Annotated in this window: 20 protein-coding genes; 12 read left to right on the top strand and 8 right to left on the bottom strand. The window is 40.8% G+C overall.

What is annotated here, in order from left to right; all coding sequences use genetic code 11:
- The first annotated feature begins 40 nt into the window (after positions 1 to 40).
- From CRI9333_RS22210 to frr, 3 genes are all read left to right on the top strand, one after another.
- Positions 41 to 553, top strand: coding sequence for a thioredoxin family protein (locus tag CRI9333_RS22210; protein ID WP_015205403.1), 513 nt, complete (start codon positions 41 to 43; stop codon positions 551 to 553).
- Between the two features lie 120 nt (positions 554 to 673).
- Positions 674 to 1,402, top strand: coding sequence for a UMP kinase (gene pyrH, locus CRI9333_RS22205; RefSeq protein ID WP_015205402.1), 729 nt, complete (start codon positions 674 to 676; stop codon positions 1,400 to 1,402).
- A complete protein-coding gene (gene frr, locus CRI9333_RS22200; protein ID WP_015205401.1) occupies positions 1,389 to 1,937 on the top strand; it encodes a ribosome recycling factor in 549 nt (182 codons plus the stop codon). Before pyrH ends, frr begins: the two co-directional genes overlap by 14 nt.
- A 113-nt stretch (positions 1,938 to 2,050) precedes the next feature.
- Here frr and sat read toward each other — a convergent pair whose 3' ends face one another.
- Positions 2,051 to 3,232, bottom strand: a complete 1,182-nt coding sequence (gene sat, locus CRI9333_RS22195) for a sulfate adenylyltransferase (RefSeq protein ID WP_015205400.1) — start codon at positions 3,230 to 3,232, stop codon at positions 2,051 to 2,053.
- Between the two features lie 276 nt (positions 3,233 to 3,508).
- On the opposite strand from sat, the gene CRI9333_RS22190 reads away from it, so the two are divergent.
- The 5 genes from CRI9333_RS22190 (at position 3,509) to CRI9333_RS22170 (ending at position 8,019) form a co-directional block, all read left to right on the top strand.
- Positions 3,509 to 4,978, top strand: a complete 1,470-nt coding sequence (locus CRI9333_RS22190) for a lecithin retinol acyltransferase family protein (RefSeq protein ID WP_015205399.1) — start codon at positions 3,509 to 3,511, stop codon at positions 4,976 to 4,978.
- 95 nt (positions 4,979 to 5,073) lie between these two features.
- Positions 5,074 to 5,832 (top strand): prolipoprotein diacylglyceryl transferase, encoded by a 759-nt coding sequence (locus CRI9333_RS22185; RefSeq protein ID WP_015205398.1) that lies wholly within the window; start codon positions 5,074 to 5,076, stop codon positions 5,830 to 5,832.
- Positions 5,833 to 5,854: 22 nt separating this feature from the next.
- On the top strand, positions 5,855 to 7,273 hold the full coding sequence (locus CRI9333_RS22180; protein ID WP_015205397.1) for a radical SAM protein: 1,419 nt from the start codon (positions 5,855 to 5,857) through the stop codon (positions 7,271 to 7,273).
- A gap of 34 nt (positions 7,274 to 7,307) precedes the next feature.
- A complete protein-coding gene (locus CRI9333_RS22175) occupies positions 7,308 to 7,595 on the top strand; it encodes a hypothetical protein (RefSeq protein WP_015205396.1) in 288 nt (95 codons plus the stop codon).
- Between the two features lie 127 nt (positions 7,596 to 7,722).
- Positions 7,723 to 8,019 (top strand): hypothetical protein, encoded by a 297-nt coding sequence (locus CRI9333_RS22170; RefSeq protein ID WP_015205395.1) that lies wholly within the window; start codon positions 7,723 to 7,725, stop codon positions 8,017 to 8,019.
- A gap of 244 nt (positions 8,020 to 8,263) precedes the next feature.
- Here CRI9333_RS22170 and mnmA read toward each other — a convergent pair whose 3' ends face one another.
- Entirely contained in the window at positions 8,264 to 9,319 is a 1,056-nt protein-coding gene (mnmA, locus tag CRI9333_RS22165) for a tRNA 2-thiouridine(34) synthase MnmA (protein ID WP_015205394.1), read from the bottom strand.
- 133 nt (positions 9,320 to 9,452) lie between these two features.
- Between mnmA and CRI9333_RS22160 the strand changes: the two genes are divergently transcribed.
- The 3 genes from CRI9333_RS22160 to CRI9333_RS22150 all read left to right on the top strand — a co-directional run bounded on the left by CRI9333_RS22160 (position 9,453) and on the right by CRI9333_RS22150 (position 12,420).
- Complete coding sequence (locus CRI9333_RS22160; protein WP_015205393.1) at positions 9,453 to 10,985, top strand: bifunctional ADP-dependent NAD(P)H-hydrate dehydratase/NAD(P)H-hydrate epimerase; 1,533 nt, start codon at positions 9,453 to 9,455, stop codon at positions 10,983 to 10,985.
- Between the two features lie 97 nt (positions 10,986 to 11,082).
- The gene (locus CRI9333_RS22155) at positions 11,083 to 11,577 is read left to right on the top strand and encodes a Spy/CpxP family protein refolding chaperone (protein WP_015205392.1); all 495 of its coding nucleotides are present in this window, start codon (positions 11,083 to 11,085) and stop codon (positions 11,575 to 11,577) included.
- 189 nt (positions 11,578 to 11,766) lie between these two features.
- On the top strand, positions 11,767 to 12,420 hold the full coding sequence (locus tag CRI9333_RS22150) for a YqiA/YcfP family alpha/beta fold hydrolase (protein ID WP_015205391.1): 654 nt from the start codon (positions 11,767 to 11,769) through the stop codon (positions 12,418 to 12,420).
- A gap of 103 nt (positions 12,421 to 12,523) precedes the next feature.
- Here the strand turns inward: CRI9333_RS22150 and cobM are convergent, their stop codons facing one another.
- The 6 genes from cobM to CRI9333_RS22120 form a co-directional block, all read right to left on the bottom strand.
- On the bottom strand, positions 12,524 to 13,342 hold the full coding sequence (gene cobM, locus CRI9333_RS22145; protein ID WP_015205390.1) for a precorrin-4 C(11)-methyltransferase: 819 nt from the start codon (positions 13,340 to 13,342) through the stop codon (positions 12,524 to 12,526).
- 138 nt (positions 13,343 to 13,480) lie between these two features.
- Positions 13,481 to 14,389 carry a prolipoprotein diacylglyceryl transferase gene (lgt, locus tag CRI9333_RS22140; protein ID WP_015205389.1) on the bottom strand — a complete coding sequence of 303 codons (909 nt, stop codon included), beginning with the start codon at positions 14,387 to 14,389 and terminating at the stop codon, positions 13,481 to 13,483.
- A 363-nt stretch (positions 14,390 to 14,752) separates the two neighbouring features.
- A complete protein-coding gene (gatB, locus tag CRI9333_RS22135; RefSeq protein WP_015205388.1) occupies positions 14,753 to 16,237 on the bottom strand; it encodes an Asp-tRNA(Asn)/Glu-tRNA(Gln) amidotransferase subunit GatB in 1,485 nt (494 codons plus the stop codon).
- A gap of 76 nt (positions 16,238 to 16,313) precedes the next feature.
- The gene (locus CRI9333_RS22130) at positions 16,314 to 16,676 is read right to left on the bottom strand and encodes a hypothetical protein (protein WP_015205387.1); all 363 of its coding nucleotides are present in this window, start codon (positions 16,674 to 16,676) and stop codon (positions 16,314 to 16,316) included.
- Between the two features lie 165 nt (positions 16,677 to 16,841).
- Positions 16,842 to 18,233, bottom strand: a complete 1,392-nt coding sequence (locus tag CRI9333_RS22125; protein ID WP_015205386.1) for a nickel/cobalt transporter — start codon at positions 18,231 to 18,233, stop codon at positions 16,842 to 16,844.
- 191 nt (positions 18,234 to 18,424) lie between these two features.
- Positions 18,425 to 19,816 carry a tetratricopeptide repeat protein gene (locus CRI9333_RS22120; protein WP_015205385.1) on the bottom strand — a complete coding sequence of 464 codons (1,392 nt, stop codon included), beginning with the start codon at positions 19,814 to 19,816 and terminating at the stop codon, positions 18,425 to 18,427.
- Between CRI9333_RS22120 and CRI9333_RS27015 the strand changes: the two genes are divergently transcribed.
- Complete coding sequence (locus tag CRI9333_RS27015; protein WP_157462373.1) at positions 19,815 to 19,952, top strand: hypothetical protein; 138 nt, start codon at positions 19,815 to 19,817, stop codon at positions 19,950 to 19,952. The genes CRI9333_RS22120 and CRI9333_RS27015 overlap by 2 nt on opposite strands.
- Positions 19,953 to 19,954 lie beyond the last annotated feature (2 nt).

The raw sequence follows: 19,954 nt of genomic DNA, 5'->3' as shown, positions 1-19,954 counted from the left end.
ACAACATATTAGCTGCAAACCTTAATGTCGAAAAGCTGTTATGAAGTATGCCCCAGATTTTGAATTGCCAGGAATTGATCTCCAAGTTCATCACTTAGCTCAATACTTAAAAGAATATCTTGCTGTGGGAGTGATATTTATGTGTAATCACTGCCCATCTGTACGACAGTATTTAGAACGCTTAAGACAAATTCAAGTTGATTTTCAAGACCAAGGCTTTACTTTGATTGGAATCAATGCTAATCAGTATCCTGACGACAGCTTGGAGAATATGAAAACGGTTGCAGAGCAAATGCAGCTAAATTTTCCTTACTTACGGGATACTAATCAGGATGTTGCTCAAACGTTTGGAGCAGAGAAAACCCCAGAGGTATTTTTGTTAAATAAGCAAGGTATTCTCTGCTATCGTGGTGCAATCGACGATCGCCCTGAAGATCCAGCCTCCGTCGAAAAGCATTATTTACGAGATGCGATCGCGAATGTACTCCAAGGGGAATCTGTAACAATAGCCTCAACGCCAGCAATGGGTTCCTCAATCAAATGGGGAAAATGACCAGCCTGAATGTTACGTTTATTTCCACCCAGCTACTTAAAATGTATAAGTCCTGACATATTCATCCCCTCTACTGCTATCGTAAGTTGAGGAAATTTCAGTTGAGAAAATCATCGCAGCATGGGGATAACTTACCAACGGGTTTTACTAAAACTGAGTGGTGAAGCTTTGATGGGGAACCTGGGCTATGGTATTGATCCAAGTATCGTTCAAGAAATAGCTCAGGAAGTCGCCGATGTCGTTAACAGTGGCATCCAAGTCGCAATTGTGGTTGGCGGTGGTAATATTTTTCGTGGCGTAAAAGCTGCGGCTGGTGGGATGGATAGAGCAACTGCTGACTATGTGGGTATGATTGCCACAGTTATGAATGCAATTACTTTGCAGGACGCGCTGGAACAACTTGGCATACCAACACGAGTGCAAACAGCAATAGCTATGCAGGAAGTGGCAGAACCATATATCCGCCGTCGTGCTATTCGTCACTTAGAAAAAGGGCGGGTGGTAGTTTTTGGTGCAGGTTCGGGAAATCCTTTCTTCACCACTGATACAACTGCTGCCTTGCGAGCCGCAGAAATTGATGCCAATGTTATTTTTAAGGCAACTAAAGTTGATGGGATTTATGATTCAGATCCTAAGACGAATCCTAACGCCCGTCGCTACGAAACCTTAACTTATAGTCATGTCCTTACCCATGATTTACGGGTAATGGATAGTACTGCGATCGCACTTTGTAAAGATAACAACATCCCAATTATTGTATTTGACCTTGGGGTTAGCGGTAATGTCCGTCGAGCCGTTATGGGAGAATCTGTGGGAACTATTGTCGGAGGTAATTGTGAAGTTAGCTGATGTAGAAAGCAATATGCAAAAGACTGTTGAAGCTACTCAACGGTCTTTTAATACAATTCGCACAGGTCGGGCTAATGCCAGCCTACTTGACCGTGTAACGGTTGAATACTACGGTACTCAGACTCCTTTGAAGTCGTTAGCAAATATTAGTACACCTGATGCCAGTACTATTACAATTCAACCCTTTGATAGAGGTAGCGTCAGTGTAATTGAAAGAGCTATTTCCCTATCAGATGTTGGCTTAACCCCCAACAACGACGGTTCTACTATTCGGTTGAATATTCCACCCCTGACTACCGAGCGGCGTAAAGAATTTGTCAAATTTGCTGGCAAATATGCTGAAGAAGGTCGTGTCGCTATTCGGAACATCCGCAGAGATGCAGTTGACTCTGTGCGGAAACAAGAAAAAAACCACGAGCTTCCTGAAGATGAAGCTAAAGACTTGCTCGATAAAATTCAGAAAGTAACTGACAAATACATTGCTAGAATCGATCAAGTTTTAGCAGAAAAAGAGAAGGATATTACCACTGTGTAAATTGCTTATTGTGATTTGCTCATGCTTGATTGACATTAATATACCTCTCAAAAATGAATGTAGAGACGCGAAATTTCGCGTCTCTACATTGTTTAAGGGTTATCACTCAAAGCTTAAATTTCGTAAACATCAATATTCATAGCTATTGCCAACTCTTTAGCTACTTCTGGGCGAGAAAACTCTGGCGGGGGCAATTCACCTCGACGCAACATCTCTCGTACCTTTGTCCCTGATAAATGAACTCGTTCTTCTGGGGTGCTAGGGCTAGTTTTCGTTGTTGCCATTTGTTGAGTGCGCTTGCAGTAGAAGGCGTGTTCAAACTTCATTGGCACAATTCCTAACTCACCAGGCTCAAATTCATCAAAGATGTACTGTGCATCGTAAGTGCCATAGTAGTCACCAACACCAGCATGATCGCGACCGACGATAAAGTGAGTGCAACCATAGTTTTTGCGAATCAAGGCATGGAAAATAGCTTCACGCGGCCCCGCATAACGCATTGCTGCTGGGTTAATTGCCAAAATTACCCTGTCTTTCGGGTAATAGTGTTCTAGGATAATTTCATAGCAGCGCATCCGCACATCAGCAGCAATATCATCTTCTTTAGTTGCGCCAACTAAGGGATGCAGAAATAAACCATCCACAGTTTCCATCGCGCACTTTTGGATATATTCATGCGCTCTGTGGATGGGGTTACGGGTTTGGAAGGCGACAATTGTTTTCCAACCCTTGTCTATAAATTGTTGACGAGACTTAACAGGGTCAATTTGATAGGTAGGAAACTGGGGGTGGGGGTCGCGTTCCAGTAGCCAAACTGCCCCAGCTAAATTAATTGATCCTTGTTCATAGACAACTTTTACCCCAGGGTGTTTTTCTTCATCGGTGCGGTAAACATTAATTGCTTCCCATTTTTTGTCGTAGTGATACTTTTGGGTTAATTCTAAAACACCAATAAAGCGACCTTTGGCATCATCCAGGCGTACTAAGCTACCTTCTTGCAATGGTTCTGCCACTTCCTCTGTCACTGACAAGGTAATGGGAATAGACCAAGGCAAGCCATTGGCAAGACGCATATTAGCAACTACTGATTTATAGTCCGCTTCTTCCATAAAGCCTGTGAGTGGACTAAAACCCCCGATCGCAATCATCACTAAATCAGAATTAGCCCTTTCATCGAGTTGGACTCTCGGTAGATACTCGGCTTTGTCTAAAAATAGTTGGAGTTTTTCGGGTGTTGCAATGCGATTGATTAGCTGACCGCCGTGTGGCGCTATGCCGTCTGGACGATGACTCATAGGGATATTTGGCTGCGAGGTAGGAAATTGTAAATTTTATTTACGAATATTTATATTATCAATCTCTGGTGGTATTTCAGCAATAGATATGTCGGGATGTAAGAAGACTTTTGAGTAGTTGGATCAAATCTTTGATCAGGGAAATTATTATTAAACGTATAAAAAAATATTGCCCCTGAGTTGTTAACGTTTAAAAATAGCCTGGGAATACTCAGGAAAGTTCTTTCACGAAAAGAGCGATCGCACTTTCTGACGTTAAGCAAAAGAAGACTCATTATGGCACAAGGAGATCACATCTATGTAAACTGCGGTACTTACACTCATCATGGTATTGACTGTGGCGATGGTACTGCTATCCACTACATAGGTGAAAATTTAAGAGGTGTGATTACCCGCACCTCGATGGCTGAATTTACATCTGGTAAGCAAATCTTTGTAAAACAGTATGAAACTTTTGAGTTCTCAGATATTGTAATTTTGAGGGCAGAAAGCCGTTTAAATGAAAATAATTACAATCTATTTTTCAACAACTGCGAACACTTTGCTACGTGGTGCAAAACTGGTAAACATGAGAGCGAGCAAGTAAATCGTGCTGCAACAGTAGCAGCAACTGTAGCAGAAATTGGAGCAAGGAAGGTTATGCAAACTGTTAGCGCCACCTATGGAGCTTCTGAGGAGATTTCTGTAGGGCTTAGTAATGGTAATTTAGAGCGAATTGGTGGCTTTATTCGTGACAGGAAAACAAGCAAAGTAGTCGCCTGTGTACGTGAAACAACACCTAATATTTCCCCAGCTTCAAAGCTTCTGCGGATTGGTGCATCTGCCAGTGTACTCAATTTGGGTATAACGATGATGGGTTTCGCTATAGTTAATCAGCGTCTCAACAATATAGAGCAGCGCCTACAATCAATAGAAGAATTTTTAAGTAAAATTAACCGCAAGATTGACCTTGGTTACTATGCTAATTTTCGATCTGCATTAGATTTAGCTAATGATGCCATACATATAAAAGATTCCCAAGCTCGAAAAGGGATAACAATTAATGCTATTACTAAATTGAAAGATGCTAGTTATATCTATACTGATTATGTAGACAAAGAACTCGAACAAGGTAGCAAAATTGCAGGTAAGTATTTACAAACGTTAGTGTTAGCTTATGTTGCTGAAGCACGTTGTTATCTGGAGATAGAAGCACCAGAATTAGTACTTACTCGCTTGCAAACAAGAGCAACTGAACTTCGTCCCCGTATTCAGAAATATGTTGAACTTCTCTTAACTTCCAATCCCGCAGTCTATTTACATCCTCAATTTAAAGATCAGATTGATTTGCGTAGACTGACACAGATTTTACAATGGATTAATCCAGCTTTAGATGAGAATGCTGTTTTTGAACTTCAACGTGAAAATTTAGTTAACTTTTTGCAAGATCCAAATAAATGGGTAGATTCGTTACCGTCAGCAATTTTAGATCGCGTTGAGGTTCCCTGGGGTATGTTTGGTCCCAATCCAGAGCATTTGAAGCAAGAGGCTTACAAACGTTTACCTCAAGTCTTGGAAGAAATAGAATTTATAATTGAAACCTATCGCCGCTTTGAAGCATATCAAGGGGAAGTTCAAGCAATCAATCAACTAGGAATTAGCTTTCAAGAATGGTCAAAATTAGCTCCCTCAGAAGCTAAACCAAATGAAGCAGATTTAATGTATATTATTCCAGAAAAGCCATTGGATATAGTATTTGCTAGTTGAAATAAAAAAGGCGATCGCACATACCCTAACTTTCTCTGCTAATCTACTTTAGAATTATGGATGCTTTAATAAAGTAATGAATTAAGCCTAAACTAATGAATTTTCCAGTTTATTTGTGGGTAGGTTCTGTGCGGATACACCCACATCTTTTATTTGAGTCGTTAGCTTATGCGATCGCATTTCGCTTAGTATTACTAAATTCAAAAAAAGATACAATTGCCTCCACTCAGAGAAGTTCGGTAATAGTCGGTGGCATGGTGGGTGCTTTAATTGGCGCAAAAGCTTTGGTTATGCTACAGCATATAAATTTAGCTTGGCAGAATTGGCAGCAATTTCTTATCCTTCTACTTCAGGGAAAAACGGTAGTTGGTGCATTGCTGGGTGGGCTAATTGGTGTAGAAGTAACTAAAAAATTAATTGGCGTTCACCGTTCAACTGGCGATGCTTTTGTCTATCCCTTGATAGTGGGGACAGCAGTGGGAAGGATTGGCTGTTTTCTGACAGGTTTAAGTGATAAAACTTATGGTGTAGCGACTACCTTACCTTGGGGCGTAAATTTTGGTGATGGAATTTACCGACATCCCACGCAATTATATGAAATTATATTTTTACTATCGTTAATGATATTTCTACGCATCCGTAGTCGCTATGCTCGGCAAGAAGGTGATTTATTTAAATTCTATATGGTTGCTTATTTAGGATTTCGCTTTATAGTTGATTTCATTAAGCCAGAATTTCGCCCTATTGTGGGGATAAGTGCTATTCAGATTGCTTGCATAATCGGAATTTTATATTATCGTCGTAGTATTACTAATTTGTTTAAGTTTACTCGAACCGCTAAAAATGTATCCTAAATCACTTTAATTTAAAATTAAAATGCGAACCCGACAGTATCTATTTTATGCCTTAACTAACAGCGTTTGCTCTAAATGCCTAGTTAAGGTGGAAGCCAAAATTATCTTTCGGGATGATTGCGTTTACTTAGTTAAGCACTGCCCAACTCACGGGCATGAAGAAGTATTGATTGCAGATGATATTGAATATTACAAACAAAGCCTGGAATTTATCAAGCCAGGTGATATGCCACTCAAATTTAATACTCCGATCAAATATGGTTGTCCCTATGACTGCGGACTTTGCCCGGATCATGAACAGCATAGTTGCCTCACTTTAATAGAAGTAACGGATCGGTGTAACCTCTCCTGCCCGATTTGCTATGCGGATTCGGGGAGTGAAGATATTTCTCGAAATTCCCATCAACCTCGCCTTAACCGCAGCTTAGAGCAAATAGAGATGATGTTAGATGCGGTGGTGGCGAATGAGGGGGAACCGCAAATTGTGCAAATCAGTGGCGGTGAACCAACAATTCATCCAGAATTCTTTCAAATTCTGGATATTGCTAAAAGCAAGCCAATTCGTCATTTGATGATTAATACGAATGGTGTCAAGATTGCTAAAGAGCGAAATTTCTGCGATCGCCTCAGTCAATATATGCCAGGAATTGAAGTCTATCTGCAATTTGATAGCTTTGAAGCAACGGCACTTCAGGAGTTGCGAGGGGCGGATTTGCGATCGATTCGATCACAAGCGATCGCACACCTCAACGAGTTCAATATCTCCACTACCCTTGTTGTCACCCTCAAAAAAGGGCTGAATGACCACGAAATCGGTAAAATTATCGAGTACGCATTACAGCAGAAATGTGTGCGCGGTGTGACATTTCAACCTATCCAAGCAGCAGGGCGTTTGGAGGGATTTGAAGAAAAGCGCGATCGCTACACCCTTACCGAAGTCCGACGTTCAATTCTACAGCAGAGTCCTCATTTCAAACCAGAAGATCTCATTCCAGTCCCCTGCCATCCTGATTGTTTAGCAATGGCTTATGCCCTCAAAGTGAATGGCAAAGTTATACCATTAACAGGTTTAATTAACCCGGATGCCTTTGTACAGTTGATGCCTAACAGCGTTCTTTATGAGCAAAATGAAGAACTCAAGCAGAAAGTTTTCGATTTATTTTCAACCAGCCATTCCCCCGCATCCTCGGCAGTTTCTTTAAAACAGTTACTCTGTTGCTTACCGATGCTACCTGTACCGTCAGGTATTACTTACGAAAATATCTTTCGGGTAATGATTGTCCAGTTTCTCGACCCCTATAACTTTGATGTTCGTTCTGTGAAACGTTCCTGCATTCACATTGTCCACCCTGATGGTCGGATTATTCCTTTTGATACCTTTAATATGTTCTACCGCGAGGGAAGTGCTGGGTATCACTTAGTTTCTAATCGTCTGCCCTAATTTAATTAATTTAGCTCAGTTGCAGGATAAATAAATGGCACGAAGAAACGAAAGTGAAGGAATTGCGTTAGGAATTTTAGGGGTACTAGGAATGAATTTTCTAGTATTCTTTCTTCTTCTAAATTACACAAACTATAATTCTACCGTTTCACTAGCAGTTCTTTTTGGTATTTGCTTATATCAACTTCTCTATGTTGTTCCGGCAATTATTTTCCTAAAACGGCAACAACGATGGGGATTAATGAAAGGGGTGATTATTGGTGCAGTTACCACAGCTTTGTTGAGCGGTCCCTGCTTTGTAATGTTCATCCTACCCAGATAATTTTTAATTATAAAAAGTACTAAATCTTACATAATATGTTATACAGCGAGGCAAGTGCGGGCTATCACTTATTTTCTAACCGTCTGCTTTAATCTAATTAATTTAGCTCAGTTACAGGTATCAATAAATGACACGAAGAAACGAATTTTTAGGAGTTGTACTAGGGATTTTAGGGGTACTAGGAATTAATTTGCTAGTATTCATTCTTCTTTTATTTTACACAATCAATAATTATCCCATAGAGAGTACACCACCAGCATTTCTTTTTGGTAGTTGCTTATATCAACTTCTATATGTTATTCCTGCGATTATTTGGCTAAAACGTGAACAACGATGGGGATTAATGAAAGGGATAATTATTGGTGCAGTGATTACAGCTTTATTGAATGGTGGCTGCTTTTTAATGCTCGTTCCACCCAGATAATTTTTAACTATAAAGAACATGAAATTTACAATCCATCAGCCTAATATGGTGACTGTTTGATATTAATTATCCGATCCGTTGCGGATTTTATAGCAACGGATCGGAATCTTAGGACAGCGATCAACATTAGTTAACATCTGCGTAATCTGCGTCCATCTGCTCACATCTGCGATAAAAAAACCGCATTGTAATCTCAAGTAATCAATCTGGTGATCACAGCTTTATTGAAGGGTGGTTTTGCTCGTTAATTTTGCTTTTCTAAAATACCACCGCCCAACAAAATATCGCCGTTATACCAAACAGCAGCTTGTCCAGGTGTAATGCAAAACTGTGGCTCATCAAATACCAACTTGACGCGGGAGTTTTCTAGGGGAATTACACTAACTGCTACAGGTTGTGAGCGATAGCGCAATTGTACTTCGGCGCGGATAGGGTTAGTAGGTTCTGGGATAGAAACCCAATTTACTCTTTGCACTGTGCATTCAGTTTGATGTGAGCTAGTGCGATCGCCTACAATAACTCTATTCCTTACTGCATCTAACCCAACTACATACAAAGGTTCAGCAGCAGCAATTCCTAGCCCCTTGCGCTGTCCAATTGTATAGTGATGTATCCCTGTATGCTTACCCAAAATTTTGCCGTTTTGGTCAACAATATCGCCATCTTGCGGGGTAATGTATTGATCTAAAAACCCTTTCATTGAACCATGCTTTTCAATCAAGCATAAATCTTGACTTTCCGGTTTTTCAGCAGTTTTTAAGTTAAATTCCGCAGCAATACGCCGAGTTTCTGTCTTTGTTTGTTCTCCCAAGGGAAATATTGTTGCTGCTAGTAAATCTTGGGTCAAGTCATACAAAAAGTAAGACTGATCTTTAGATAAATCTACAGCACGTCGTAATTGAGAGCGATCGCTATCTGCATCATAAGTAATTCGCGCATAATGACCTGTAGCAATTTTATCTATTCCCAGTTCTTTCTGAGAATAATGCACCATTGGACCAAACTTCACTGCTTTATTGCATTGAGAACAGGGTAACGGGGTAATTCCAGCTTCATAACCCGTAACTAAGTAATCAACAATATTCGTTTGGAACAAATCCCGACTATCAACAATATGATGAGGAATGGCTAACTGTTCACAAATATAAGCTGCATCGACCATTCCCTCAGAACAGCATTGCCCTTTACCCTTCATTAGCCAAAGGGTAACACCAACAACTTCATATCCTTGATTATGTAGGATGGCGGCGGCAACGGAACTGTCAACTCCACCAGAGAGACCGACGACGACTTTGTTCATATACTTGAAGAACAGACGGAAAAATTCCTATTAAACTACTGCTGCTTCTCTAGGCTAACACTTTTGAACAATTAACAATTAACAATTAACAATGACCACTACAAAAACCATAGAATAGGTAAGAATTTTAAATATGGCTCAAAATAGGCGAGAGGAAATTGCAGGATTTGTAGTTACAGCCGAGCAAATGCGCCACATTGAAGGGCGTGTATTTGTTGCTGGAATGCCTGTGGCAGCTTTAATGGAAAAGGTAGCAGGTTTAATTGTTCGTAGAATTCAGGTTTACCACCCAAATCATAGCTTGCGCGTCGGAATTATAGCTGGCTCAGGGCATAATGGTGGTGATGCGTTGGTTGTTGCCCGTGAATTACATTTTCACGGTTATGATGTTCTGATTTACCGCCCTTTTTCTAAGCTTAAGGAATTAACATCTCAACATTTTCAGTATGCTAAAAATTTAGGGATACCTTGTTTTGATGATATTTCAGCATTAAAAGATTGTGACTTAATTATTGATGGTTTGTTTGGCTTTGGGTTAGAAAGAATTATTACCGATCCAGTTGCTACTGCAATTAACCAATTAAATCAATGGTCTAAAACTATTATTAGTATTGATTTACCTTCTGGGTTGCACACTGATACAGGGGAAGCTTTGGGAATTGCTATCCGTGCAACTCGCACATTTTGTTTAGGTTTGTGGAAATTAGCTTTTTTACAAGACCAAGCTTTAGAGTATATCGGTGAAGCAGAATTAATTGATTTTGATTTACCACTAACAGATATTAAAGCTGTACTCGGTGATCAACCTAATATTAGACGTATTACACCAGAATTTGCACTTTCACATTTACCTTTAAAACGTCCACCAGTAACACATAAATATAAGCAAGGGCATTTATTATTAATTTGTGGTTCTCATAAGTATGCTGGTGGAGCAATTTTAACAGGATTGGGAGCAAGAGCAAGCGGTGTAGGGATGCTCTCAATGGCTGTACCAGAATCTTTAAAAGATATATTAACTGCACAATTGCCAGAGGCTTTAATTATTGGTTGTCCAGAAGAAACGGGTGCAATTGCTTATTTACCAGAAACAATAGAATTAAGTGATTATAGCGCGATCGCGTGTGGCCCTGGTTTAACAAAAGATGCTTCCTCTGTTGTTCAATCAGCTTTAAACAGCACTATTCCCCTAATATTAGATGCAGATGGTTTAAATATATTGGCACAGCTTGGAACTATTCCCACGTTATCTCAACGACAAGCGCCAACAATATTAACACCTCATGCGGGTGAGTTTAAACGTTTATTTCCTGATGCACCAGATCCCAATAAAGATAGAGTAAATGCAGTGCGTAAAGTATCTCAACATGGTGCGATCGTATTATTAAAAGGAGCAAGAACTGCGATCGCAGATCATAGCGGTTCTATTTGGATTATTCCAGAAAGTACGCCAGCTTTAGCACGTGGCGGTAGTGGGGATGTATTAACTGGTTTAATGGGTGGACTTGTCGCCGCCGCATCTACAAGAAAAATGCCTATAGAGAATATAGTTGCAAGTGCAGCTTGGTGGCACGCTACTTCAGGAATATTAGCAGCACAGGAACGCACAGAATTAGGTGTAGATGCTTTTACCTTGACGCAATATTTAATTTCAGTATTAAGGTAAAAATTGGTGAGTAGGGGAACTTTTATCTTAGATTTAAATTCTCTCTAATAGCACGTCTAAATAATTAGATTCATACTCACTACAATAGGTAATTTTAATGCTGCTACGTCGTATTTCAGTTGTATCTTTGTTAATGGTATCTCTTGGTAGTGCTGTAGCGATCGCACAGCCTAATCCTCAATCATCACCCCAACCAGGTACAACAAACCAACGAGCGCCCCGACAGATGAATCGTGGTTGGGGTGCATTGATGCAACAGCTTAACCTTAGTACTGAGCAAATCAAGCAGTTATCAGGTATTCGCCAGCAGTATCAAGGTCAGATTTCTCAAAAGCAAAAAGATTTGCGTGAAGCCAAAAGCAAATTAACAGTTTCGATGGTAGGTACTGCTAATGACAGCACTATCCGCGATCAATTCACCCCAGTACTAAGATTGGAGCAGGAGATAGCTCAATTACAGTTTGATAATCTGTTGGCAATGCGTAAAGTGTTAACTCCTGAGCAACGTAGCAAGTTTGCTGAATTAATGCAGCAGCAACGTGGAAAAATGTCGTGGAACCGACTGGGAAACAGCACACAACAACAGCGTTGATCAGTAAGTCAACCTAATTAAACGTATTACCCCACCCCCCAGCCCCCTCCCCTTAATAAGGGGAGGGGGAGATTTTCGGTTTTATCTTTTTTAATGTGGAGCTATTTATTGTCTTGACTATGTTGATGTTAATGTCGATATATTAAATATTTGTAGTGCTTATTCACTCAGTAACAAAATTTAGCTATTGTGACCAGAACTAATTATATTTATTTACACGGATTTGCTTCTAGTCCTAATTCTAGCAAGGCACAATATTTATGCGATCGCTTTTCTGCGCTAAACATTCCCCTAAAAATCCCTGACTTCAACCAAGGCGGTTTTTCCGATATCACAATTACTCGCCAAATAGAACAAGTAAAAGCAGAAATACAACCAGATAACACTTCAGTAACTTTGATTGGTTCTAGTTTGGGTGGATTAACAGCAGCTTGGTTAGGAGAAAATTACCCACAAGTACAAAAATTAGTACTTTTAGCCCCAGCATTTAACTTTTTGTCTCATTGGTTAACCAAACTGGGAGAAGCAGAATTACAGCGTTGGCAGAAGGAACAGTACTTATCTGTTTATCATTATGGCGAAAAGCGATCGCTTCCTCTACATCATAATTTCCTCTTGGATGCGAGTAAATATTCTGAACAATTACTGCAAAAATCCATTCCCACTTTAATTGTGCATGGATTGCATGATGAAGTTATTCCAATTCAAGCCAGCAGAAACTTTGCTCTCCACCGTCCTTGGGTAACACTGATTGAATTTGACAGCGATCATGCTTTAAGTAATGTCATGGCAGAAACTTGGGAAGCAATTAAAGCATTCTGCCAACTACTCCCTTCCCATTAAAAGATTACCGATTATATTCTTCTTCCTTGGCGTTCTTTGCGTCTTGGCGGTTTATAAAATAGGTATTCTTTGAGTGGGAAGGGAGTATGACAAATTGAGCAAATTAATGTGTAGCCGCTTTTGGGCGGAATAGGTGGGTATGTTCAGGATGGTATAAACGCGATCGCACTTTTTCTATTTTTCCTAAAGCTGGACTAATTACATATAAGGTTGTTCTAATCAAATTTTCCCTGTTCGTCACCTCTGCCATTTCCTGCAATGGTACTACCCAAACTTGTTCATCTTGCCAACCTAACCTAAAACAAATTGCAACAGGCGTATCTGCGGGATAATGTTGCATTAATTGAGCTTGAGCTTCTTCTACATGACGCGCTGCTAAATAAAGACATAAACTTGCTTGATGCGCTGCCAATGAAGCTAACTCTTCTGTTGCTGGTACTGATGATGCGCGTCCACTAATGCGGGTAAGAATAATTGTTTGCACCAACCCAGGCACAGTTAATTCCACCTTGAGTTTAGCCGCCGCCGCTTGAAAAGCACTAATTCCTGGTATGACCTCAAAGGGAATATCTGCCTCTGTAAGCAGTTGCATTTGCTCAAATACAGCACCATAGAGACTAGGATCGCCAGAGTGGAGACGAACGACAGATTTGTGCGATCGCACCATTTCTATCATTACTGGTAAAATTTCCTCTAAAGTCTTATTACCAGTCCGCATAATCTCAGCATCAGCACGTACACCATCCAAAATTTGCACAGGCACTAAAGAATCGGCAAACACAATCACATCTGCCTGGGCTAATAGTTTTTGCGCCTTCACAGTTAATAAATCGGGATCACCTGGACCCGCACCCACTATATAAACCGCAGGTTCCAAAGTACGTTGGGAAGTAGGGGGAATAAATTCGCTGTTTTTTTCCATAATTACTTTTGTGAAGTTATAAAAATTTCTGCGGATAGCTGGGATCAGTCCGGATAGCATCACCATTCAAGGGAATAAGGGAATGGTAGATGCACCCTGGTTTAGCTCTAGAGTCAAACTCTAGGGCTTTTTTTTTGACTAATGGGAATTTTCTTGATTTGGGGACGTATCAGAAAGAACATTCCATTCTTGCTGATCCGGTTTTACTACATCTGGTAGAGAACGCTTAAATACATACAGCCATAGTAAACCAGCAACACCGAGAGAAATTCCTACCAAACTCACTACTTGAGCTATCCGCAGTATTCCCAACAGCATCAGACTATCTGTGCGTAATCCCTCAATCCAAAAACGACCTGCACTATACGCCACCATGTAAGTCAGAAATAATGTACCGACCTTGAGACGTGGTTTACGCCCTGTATCTCTAAAAAATAGAAACATCAGTAACGCGAATACTAGCAAGTTCCAAATTGATTCGTATAAAAATGTGGGATGGAAGTATTCAACAGTAATAAACTCTCGTGGACGGCGATAGCTAGGAATATATAGTTTCCAGGGCAAATCCGTAGGATCGCCAAACGCCTCAGAGTTGAAGAAATTGCCCCAGCGACCAATTGCTTGACCCAAAATTAGAGAGGGTGCGATCAAATCTGCTAAAACCCAAAAAGAAACTTTCTGGAGTCTGGCAAAAATTAATGTAGCTAAAATCCCACCTAAAATTGCCCCATGAATCGCAATCCCACCTTTCCAGATGGCAATTATTTGACTAGGATTCTGGGCATATTCTTGCCATTGAAATAACACATAGTAGAGCCTTGCACAAGGTATTGCGCCAATAACCAGCCAAATTACCAAATCACCTATTAACTCTGGGTTAACATTACGGCGTTTGGCTAAGTACCTTGAAAGGCTGAGTCCAATTAATACAGCAGATGCAATTAATAGCCCATACCAGCGAATAGCCACTGGTCCTAAATCAATCAGAACTGAGCCTGGAGAAGCAAATTTAAACGCCAAGGGCAGCGTAATAACACCCAATAGCATAATAAGAACCGTGATACCTTCTGACCGGAATTTATGGGGACAGGTTCCCCGTCCTTAGCGTAGCGCAGGACGGCTTTTTATTAGTTATTTTTTAGTTTTAGGGGGAGAGGAGGGAGGAGAGAGGGGAGAGAGTAAGAGTGTTGGATCACATTTTCTCAATTAAAAATGTACAAGTTTATTTGCGCGCCACGCTTAAATTTAAAAAGTCTGGGATATATAAAAAAAAATAGGAGAGTCATTTGCCAGACTCTCCCATCATCAGGGTGCATCTACATTACACAGCATAACACTTTTAGGATAGGGGGTGACACCCCCCAGGTTGCAGTTTGTAACTTTTTATGTATCGTTTTCGGCTATGCTGCACTATTTGTTTAACTTTTGGTTGAGCATTTGGTTAGTCAGTTTGGGGTCTGCCCGACCGCTAGTTTGCTTCATTACTTGACCCACAAAGAACCCAAGCAGCTTGGTTTTACCGTTGCGGTACTGTTCGAGTTCTTTGGGACTAGCAGCAATGATTTCATCAATGATTTTTTCCAGTTCTGCGGTGTCGGAGATTTGGACAAGTCCCTTGCGATTAACCAATTCTTGAGGAGAACCGCCTTGAGATAATAACTCTGGTAAAATTTCCTTAGCGATTTTGCCGCTAATAGTGCCGTTTTCAATCAAAGCAATCAGTTCTGCTAAATGTTGCGGTTTGAAAGCAATTTGATTGATGTTGAGTTTTTCGTTATTTAGGTATCCGGTAATGTCTCCCATTACCCAATTAGCCGCTTGCTTGGGTTGAGCTTTAGCAGCTAGAGCAGCTTCAAAATATTCTGCAACAAATCGGTCATCTGTTATCACTCTAGCATCATAGGCAGAAAGTCCTAGTTCTGTTTCATAACGATGCCGTTTTGCTGCTGGTAGTTCCGGGAGTTCAGATTTCCATTGTTCTAGCTGTTCAACAGGAATTTCAATGGGTACTAAATCAGGTTCAGGGAAATAGCGGTAGTCGCTACTTCCTTCTTTAATACGCATACTGCTAGTGCGTTGATTACCTTCTTCCCATAATCTAGTTTCTTGTATAATGCGTTCACCAGATTCTAAAGCAACTGTTTGTCGCTCAATTTCATAATCAATTGCTTTTTGGATAGCACTGAAAGAGTTCATGTTTTTGATTTCTACTTTCGTGCCAAACTCTTCCTGTCCAACTGGACGTATGGAGATATTCACGTCGCAGCGCAGGGAACCTTCTTGCATATTGCCGTCACTTACGCCCAGGTAGCGCAAAATTCGGCGTAATTCTTGGGCATATTCTGCGGCTTCTTGACCTGAACGGATATCAGGTTCAGAGACAATTTCTACTAAGGGAACACCTGTGCGGTTGTAATCTACTAAAGAGTAGGTGGAACCAGAAATCCGCTCACCTCCGCCGTGTACCAATTTACCAGCATCTTCTTCCATGTGCAGGCGTGTAACACCAATCCGCTTGCGGGTAGCATTGCCAGCATCATCTAATAGCTCAATTTCTAGCCAACCATGTTCAGCTATTGGCAAGTCATACTGAGAAATTTGATAGTTTTTAGGTAAATCTGGATAAAAATACTGCTTGCGGTCAAATTTGCTATAAGGTGCAATAGTCGAGTTGATTGCTAAACCAGCTTTGACGGCATATTGTAGTACGTTTTGATTTAAAACTGGTAGGACTCCAGGCATTCCCATGCAAACCGGACAAATGTTCTGGTTTGGAGTCGCACCAAATTCTGTGGAGCAATTGCAAAATATTTTAGTATTTGTACTTAGTTGACAATGAGTTTCTAGACCGATAATTGCTTCGTACTTAGTTTTGACAGGTGCGACGGTTGTCATGAGCTTATTAATTGCAGCGTTGGCAATACTTCGGCTCTATTTTAACTAAATTCGACATCAGCCCCAGGTTTACCTATTATCTGGAGATATTCTGAGTTCCTGGAGTGGTAAAAGCTGATGTACAGCCAGAAAGCAATTCTAGAGGAATTTTGGCTGCTGACTTTTCCAGTCTTTGTAATTGACCGCGATAATTTATCAGTTCAGGCTTATACATAATCGAAGTTGCAGGTGGCTTAGAAACATAAGAGATCATTTGATCCACAACTTTAATCGATCGCTTCCAATCTTGATCGCAAACCGCTTGCTGGAGTTGTAAATTTAAAGTAAAAGAAGGATTAGGTTGAAACATTGAAGTATTGGAAGGGGAAGTAGTGGGTTGAGCCGCTAATTTCATAGCTGTAGCTAGCAAAATAGTCGTGGTTAAAGTCGCTAATTTCATCGTTTCGCCCTTTTGTCAACGTTTATATATATATTGCCCTTCAACGCGATCGCATCTAACACGCACCCAGAGTATTTCGCGATCTCTGCGATCGTATTCTCAATATCATTTGTATATCTTGGCTTGAGAATTTATTAATTCCTCTCTCCTCCCCCCTCTCCACTCTTAAAGTCTAACTAAGCCAATTTGTGCTAGTGCCTGTGTTGTAATACCCAAACCAAACAGTGTAATTAACAGCGCACTGACAGCAGGTAACCCACGAAACAGTTTCCCTTGTGTAGGAAAACGATCAAAAATTCGTTTACCACCAACCAATAACAATCCAATTCCGGTTAGTGTAGCTGCTAGTCCTAAACTAAATGCTAATACGAGCAATAATCCAAAGCCTGTACGATTTAGCGCAACAGAACTTAACAGTACAACCAAAGCTGAGGGACAAGGTACAATACCGCCAGAAATACCCAAAGCTAGTAAACTACGCCAAGTTACAGGCTCTCCATTAGCCCCTGGTGGTAAGTGTGAGTGGTCATGGTGACTATTTCCGCCGTGATGTGCATGACTATGATCGTGGTCGTGGTCGTGGTCATGAGTATGATCGTGATCATGCTGGTGATGAGGAACATGATGATGATCATGCCCATGGTGATCATGGCTGTGTCCTGATGACCATTTGCTTAGTAGATTAATCTTCGGTAATCTATTGCTTAATAGGTTCAGACCAATAATAACGACCAATAGACCAGATATAAAGCTTAACCAAGGATATATTTGCTCTGGCACGATCCACTTAGAGGCGAATAGAGCCACCAAACCTAAAGCAAATACGCCAAGAGTATGGGTAATAGTGGTTGTTAACCCTAAGAACACAGCGTGTCGAGGTGTAGCGCGAGATCCTACTAAATATGCTCCAACTATGGTTTTACCGTGTCCAGGTGAAACCGCGTGCATTGCACCCCAAACAAAAGACCCTGCGATCGCAATTAAAAAGCTACTAGCAGGTAGCCAAAATGATTTCTGCCCTAACGATATTTGCTGGTTTTCGGGGCTAAAAATCACGTTTTGCACCTGTTCGCGATCAAATATCGTCGCCAAGCAACGAGCAGTCGGCACTCCTGGCAAAAATAAATTGTAGTTAATTTTAATTCCTGCTACAGGTTTAAGCCAGGAGTAGAGCAACATTAAGGTGCTATGTGTGCCAGCCGTAACCTGCATATTTGAAGGTACTGCCGTCGTGTCTGATGGTTTGACAGTTAGCACACCTAGTTGTCCCTGATTATCAGTAAGACGAATGCGATCGCTCAAAAATCCTTGCAATTCTGCTTGATGTATGCTTACCTCATTAGGTGTTAACTGACCATCTCGATTATCATCGGCTGATGCAACCAAACCAGTAGGAAAAGTCAGCGTTACCTTGGTTTGTGTATCACCTACAACAATTTCTGCAACTGCTAAATCAGCCCAATGAGCATGGCTAGGACTAGCAAAGGCGATCGAGAGCAACAGCGTACCTAAAAACGCAAGTATACTAAACCGAAATCCACGCCATTTTTTCTTCATACTTTTGATAAATTACTTAATTTATACCGACTTGTATTTTATTTAATAGATGGTAGACCAATGAGCATAAGTCAATAAAATCTAGGGTTACATCTGCGTCATTTGCGTTAATCTGCTCACATCTGCGATCAAAAAAAGTTTTGATTTTGGCAATAAATCTAATAGATGTAAACTTGTTAATTGTTAATTGATTAATTTAAACCCAAAAGTCCTACACCAAGTCCCAAAGCTTGCCGAGCTTTTTCATCAAAAGTTGGGTCTGTCTCCTGCGCTTTTTTAAAGAAAGCTGTAGCAGTAGCTTGATTTCCCAAATTTTGTTCAATTGTACCTGCACGGTAGAACATTCCCGCATCACGTATGCCCGATTTCAGGGCTTGCTGCATTGCCTGTTGCGCTTCCCCCCAGCGACCTAAGCTGGAAAATGCCCAAGCTAAAGTATCATACGTCTCAACATCACGGCGGTTTGGCAATTCTGATTGTATTAAGGAAAGAGCTTCAACTAAGTCTTTAGAACGCCCTCGCTCTATCAATAAACGTGCTAATTCACGTTTGTGACCAAAAGATGTCAACTCTTGGCGCAACCTTATCTCAGCTTTATCTCGCCACTTTTGCGCTTCTGATGAATTTCCTTGTAAATCTTTTACTCGTGCCATACCCCTCAGCACAACGTGGTCGTACACAGTCGGGGCGCGTTGTAAGGTAATGAAAAATTGCGAGTAAATTTTTTCAGCAGCTTGATAATTTCCCCGCCGCACTTCTAATTCTGCCAGATTTAAAAGTGCTGGGGAATATTGTGGCAGAATACGCAAAGCTTCTTTATAAAGTCCTTCCGCTAGTTTTATTTGACCCCGTTTTAAGTAAAGTCTACCTAATAAGGTACGTGCTGATATTGAGCTACCAGTTTCTTCAGGTTCTTCAGCAGCTAAGGCTTTTTGAAAAGTTTGGATGGCTTCTTGATCTTTCCCTTGAGCTACTTTTACTAATGCTTGTAGCGTCAAGGAAGCTACCGAAGGACTATGAACCACTAATTTATCGGCGGCAATATTTGCCTCTTTTATATTACCTGTAGCTAAATTAGCCGTGACAAGAGTTGCTAAGGCATCATCCTCTCCCTCCGCTTGTTTTGCTAAACGAATTGCTTCGTTAAAGTCATGTCTAGCTGTTGCTACTCTAGCCAGTACTACAATTGCAGTTTCATTATCAAAAGACAATTTTGCCAGTGACTCTTGAGCAGTCTGTTCGGCTAGCAAATACCAACTTGTCTCTCCAGTCGCCCTAGCCATTTTTAAGTAGACTTTGGCAAGTGAAGCTCGATTTAGTCCGCCATCAGGATCGTAGCGCAGACGTTTTTGATAAAAAGCTATTTCTTGTTCTAAAGCTTGAGTAACACTGCCTGGTGATGGTCGCTCAAAATTGTAACGGTAAGCAGTATTGAGTTGATTTCCAAAGTTTGCATTCCACAAGCGTAGACCGAGTGGAACAGATATTAACATACCTGCGATCGGCACAGCAATTAGAAGTGACAGCCAAAAACGTTTTCTTTGTTTTGGCTGTTCATGTTCAGAAAAATCACTGCTTTTCATGTCGCTTACTTTGTTTCAACTAGGAGCAACGCTCAATACTGCTGGGGATGGGGGAAATGAGGGAGATGGGGAAGATTTAGATAATGCTATTTTTCTTAGTATCTTCTTTCTCTTCACTCCTCGCTCATCCCCCTAAAA

Origin of the sequence: Crinalium epipsammum PCC 9333 (assembly GCF_000317495.1) — a bacterium.
GTDB lineage: Bacteria > Cyanobacteriota > Cyanobacteriia > Cyanobacteriales > PCC-9333 > Crinalium > Crinalium epipsammum.
This window is presented reverse-complemented; position numbering and strand designations above follow the sequence as displayed.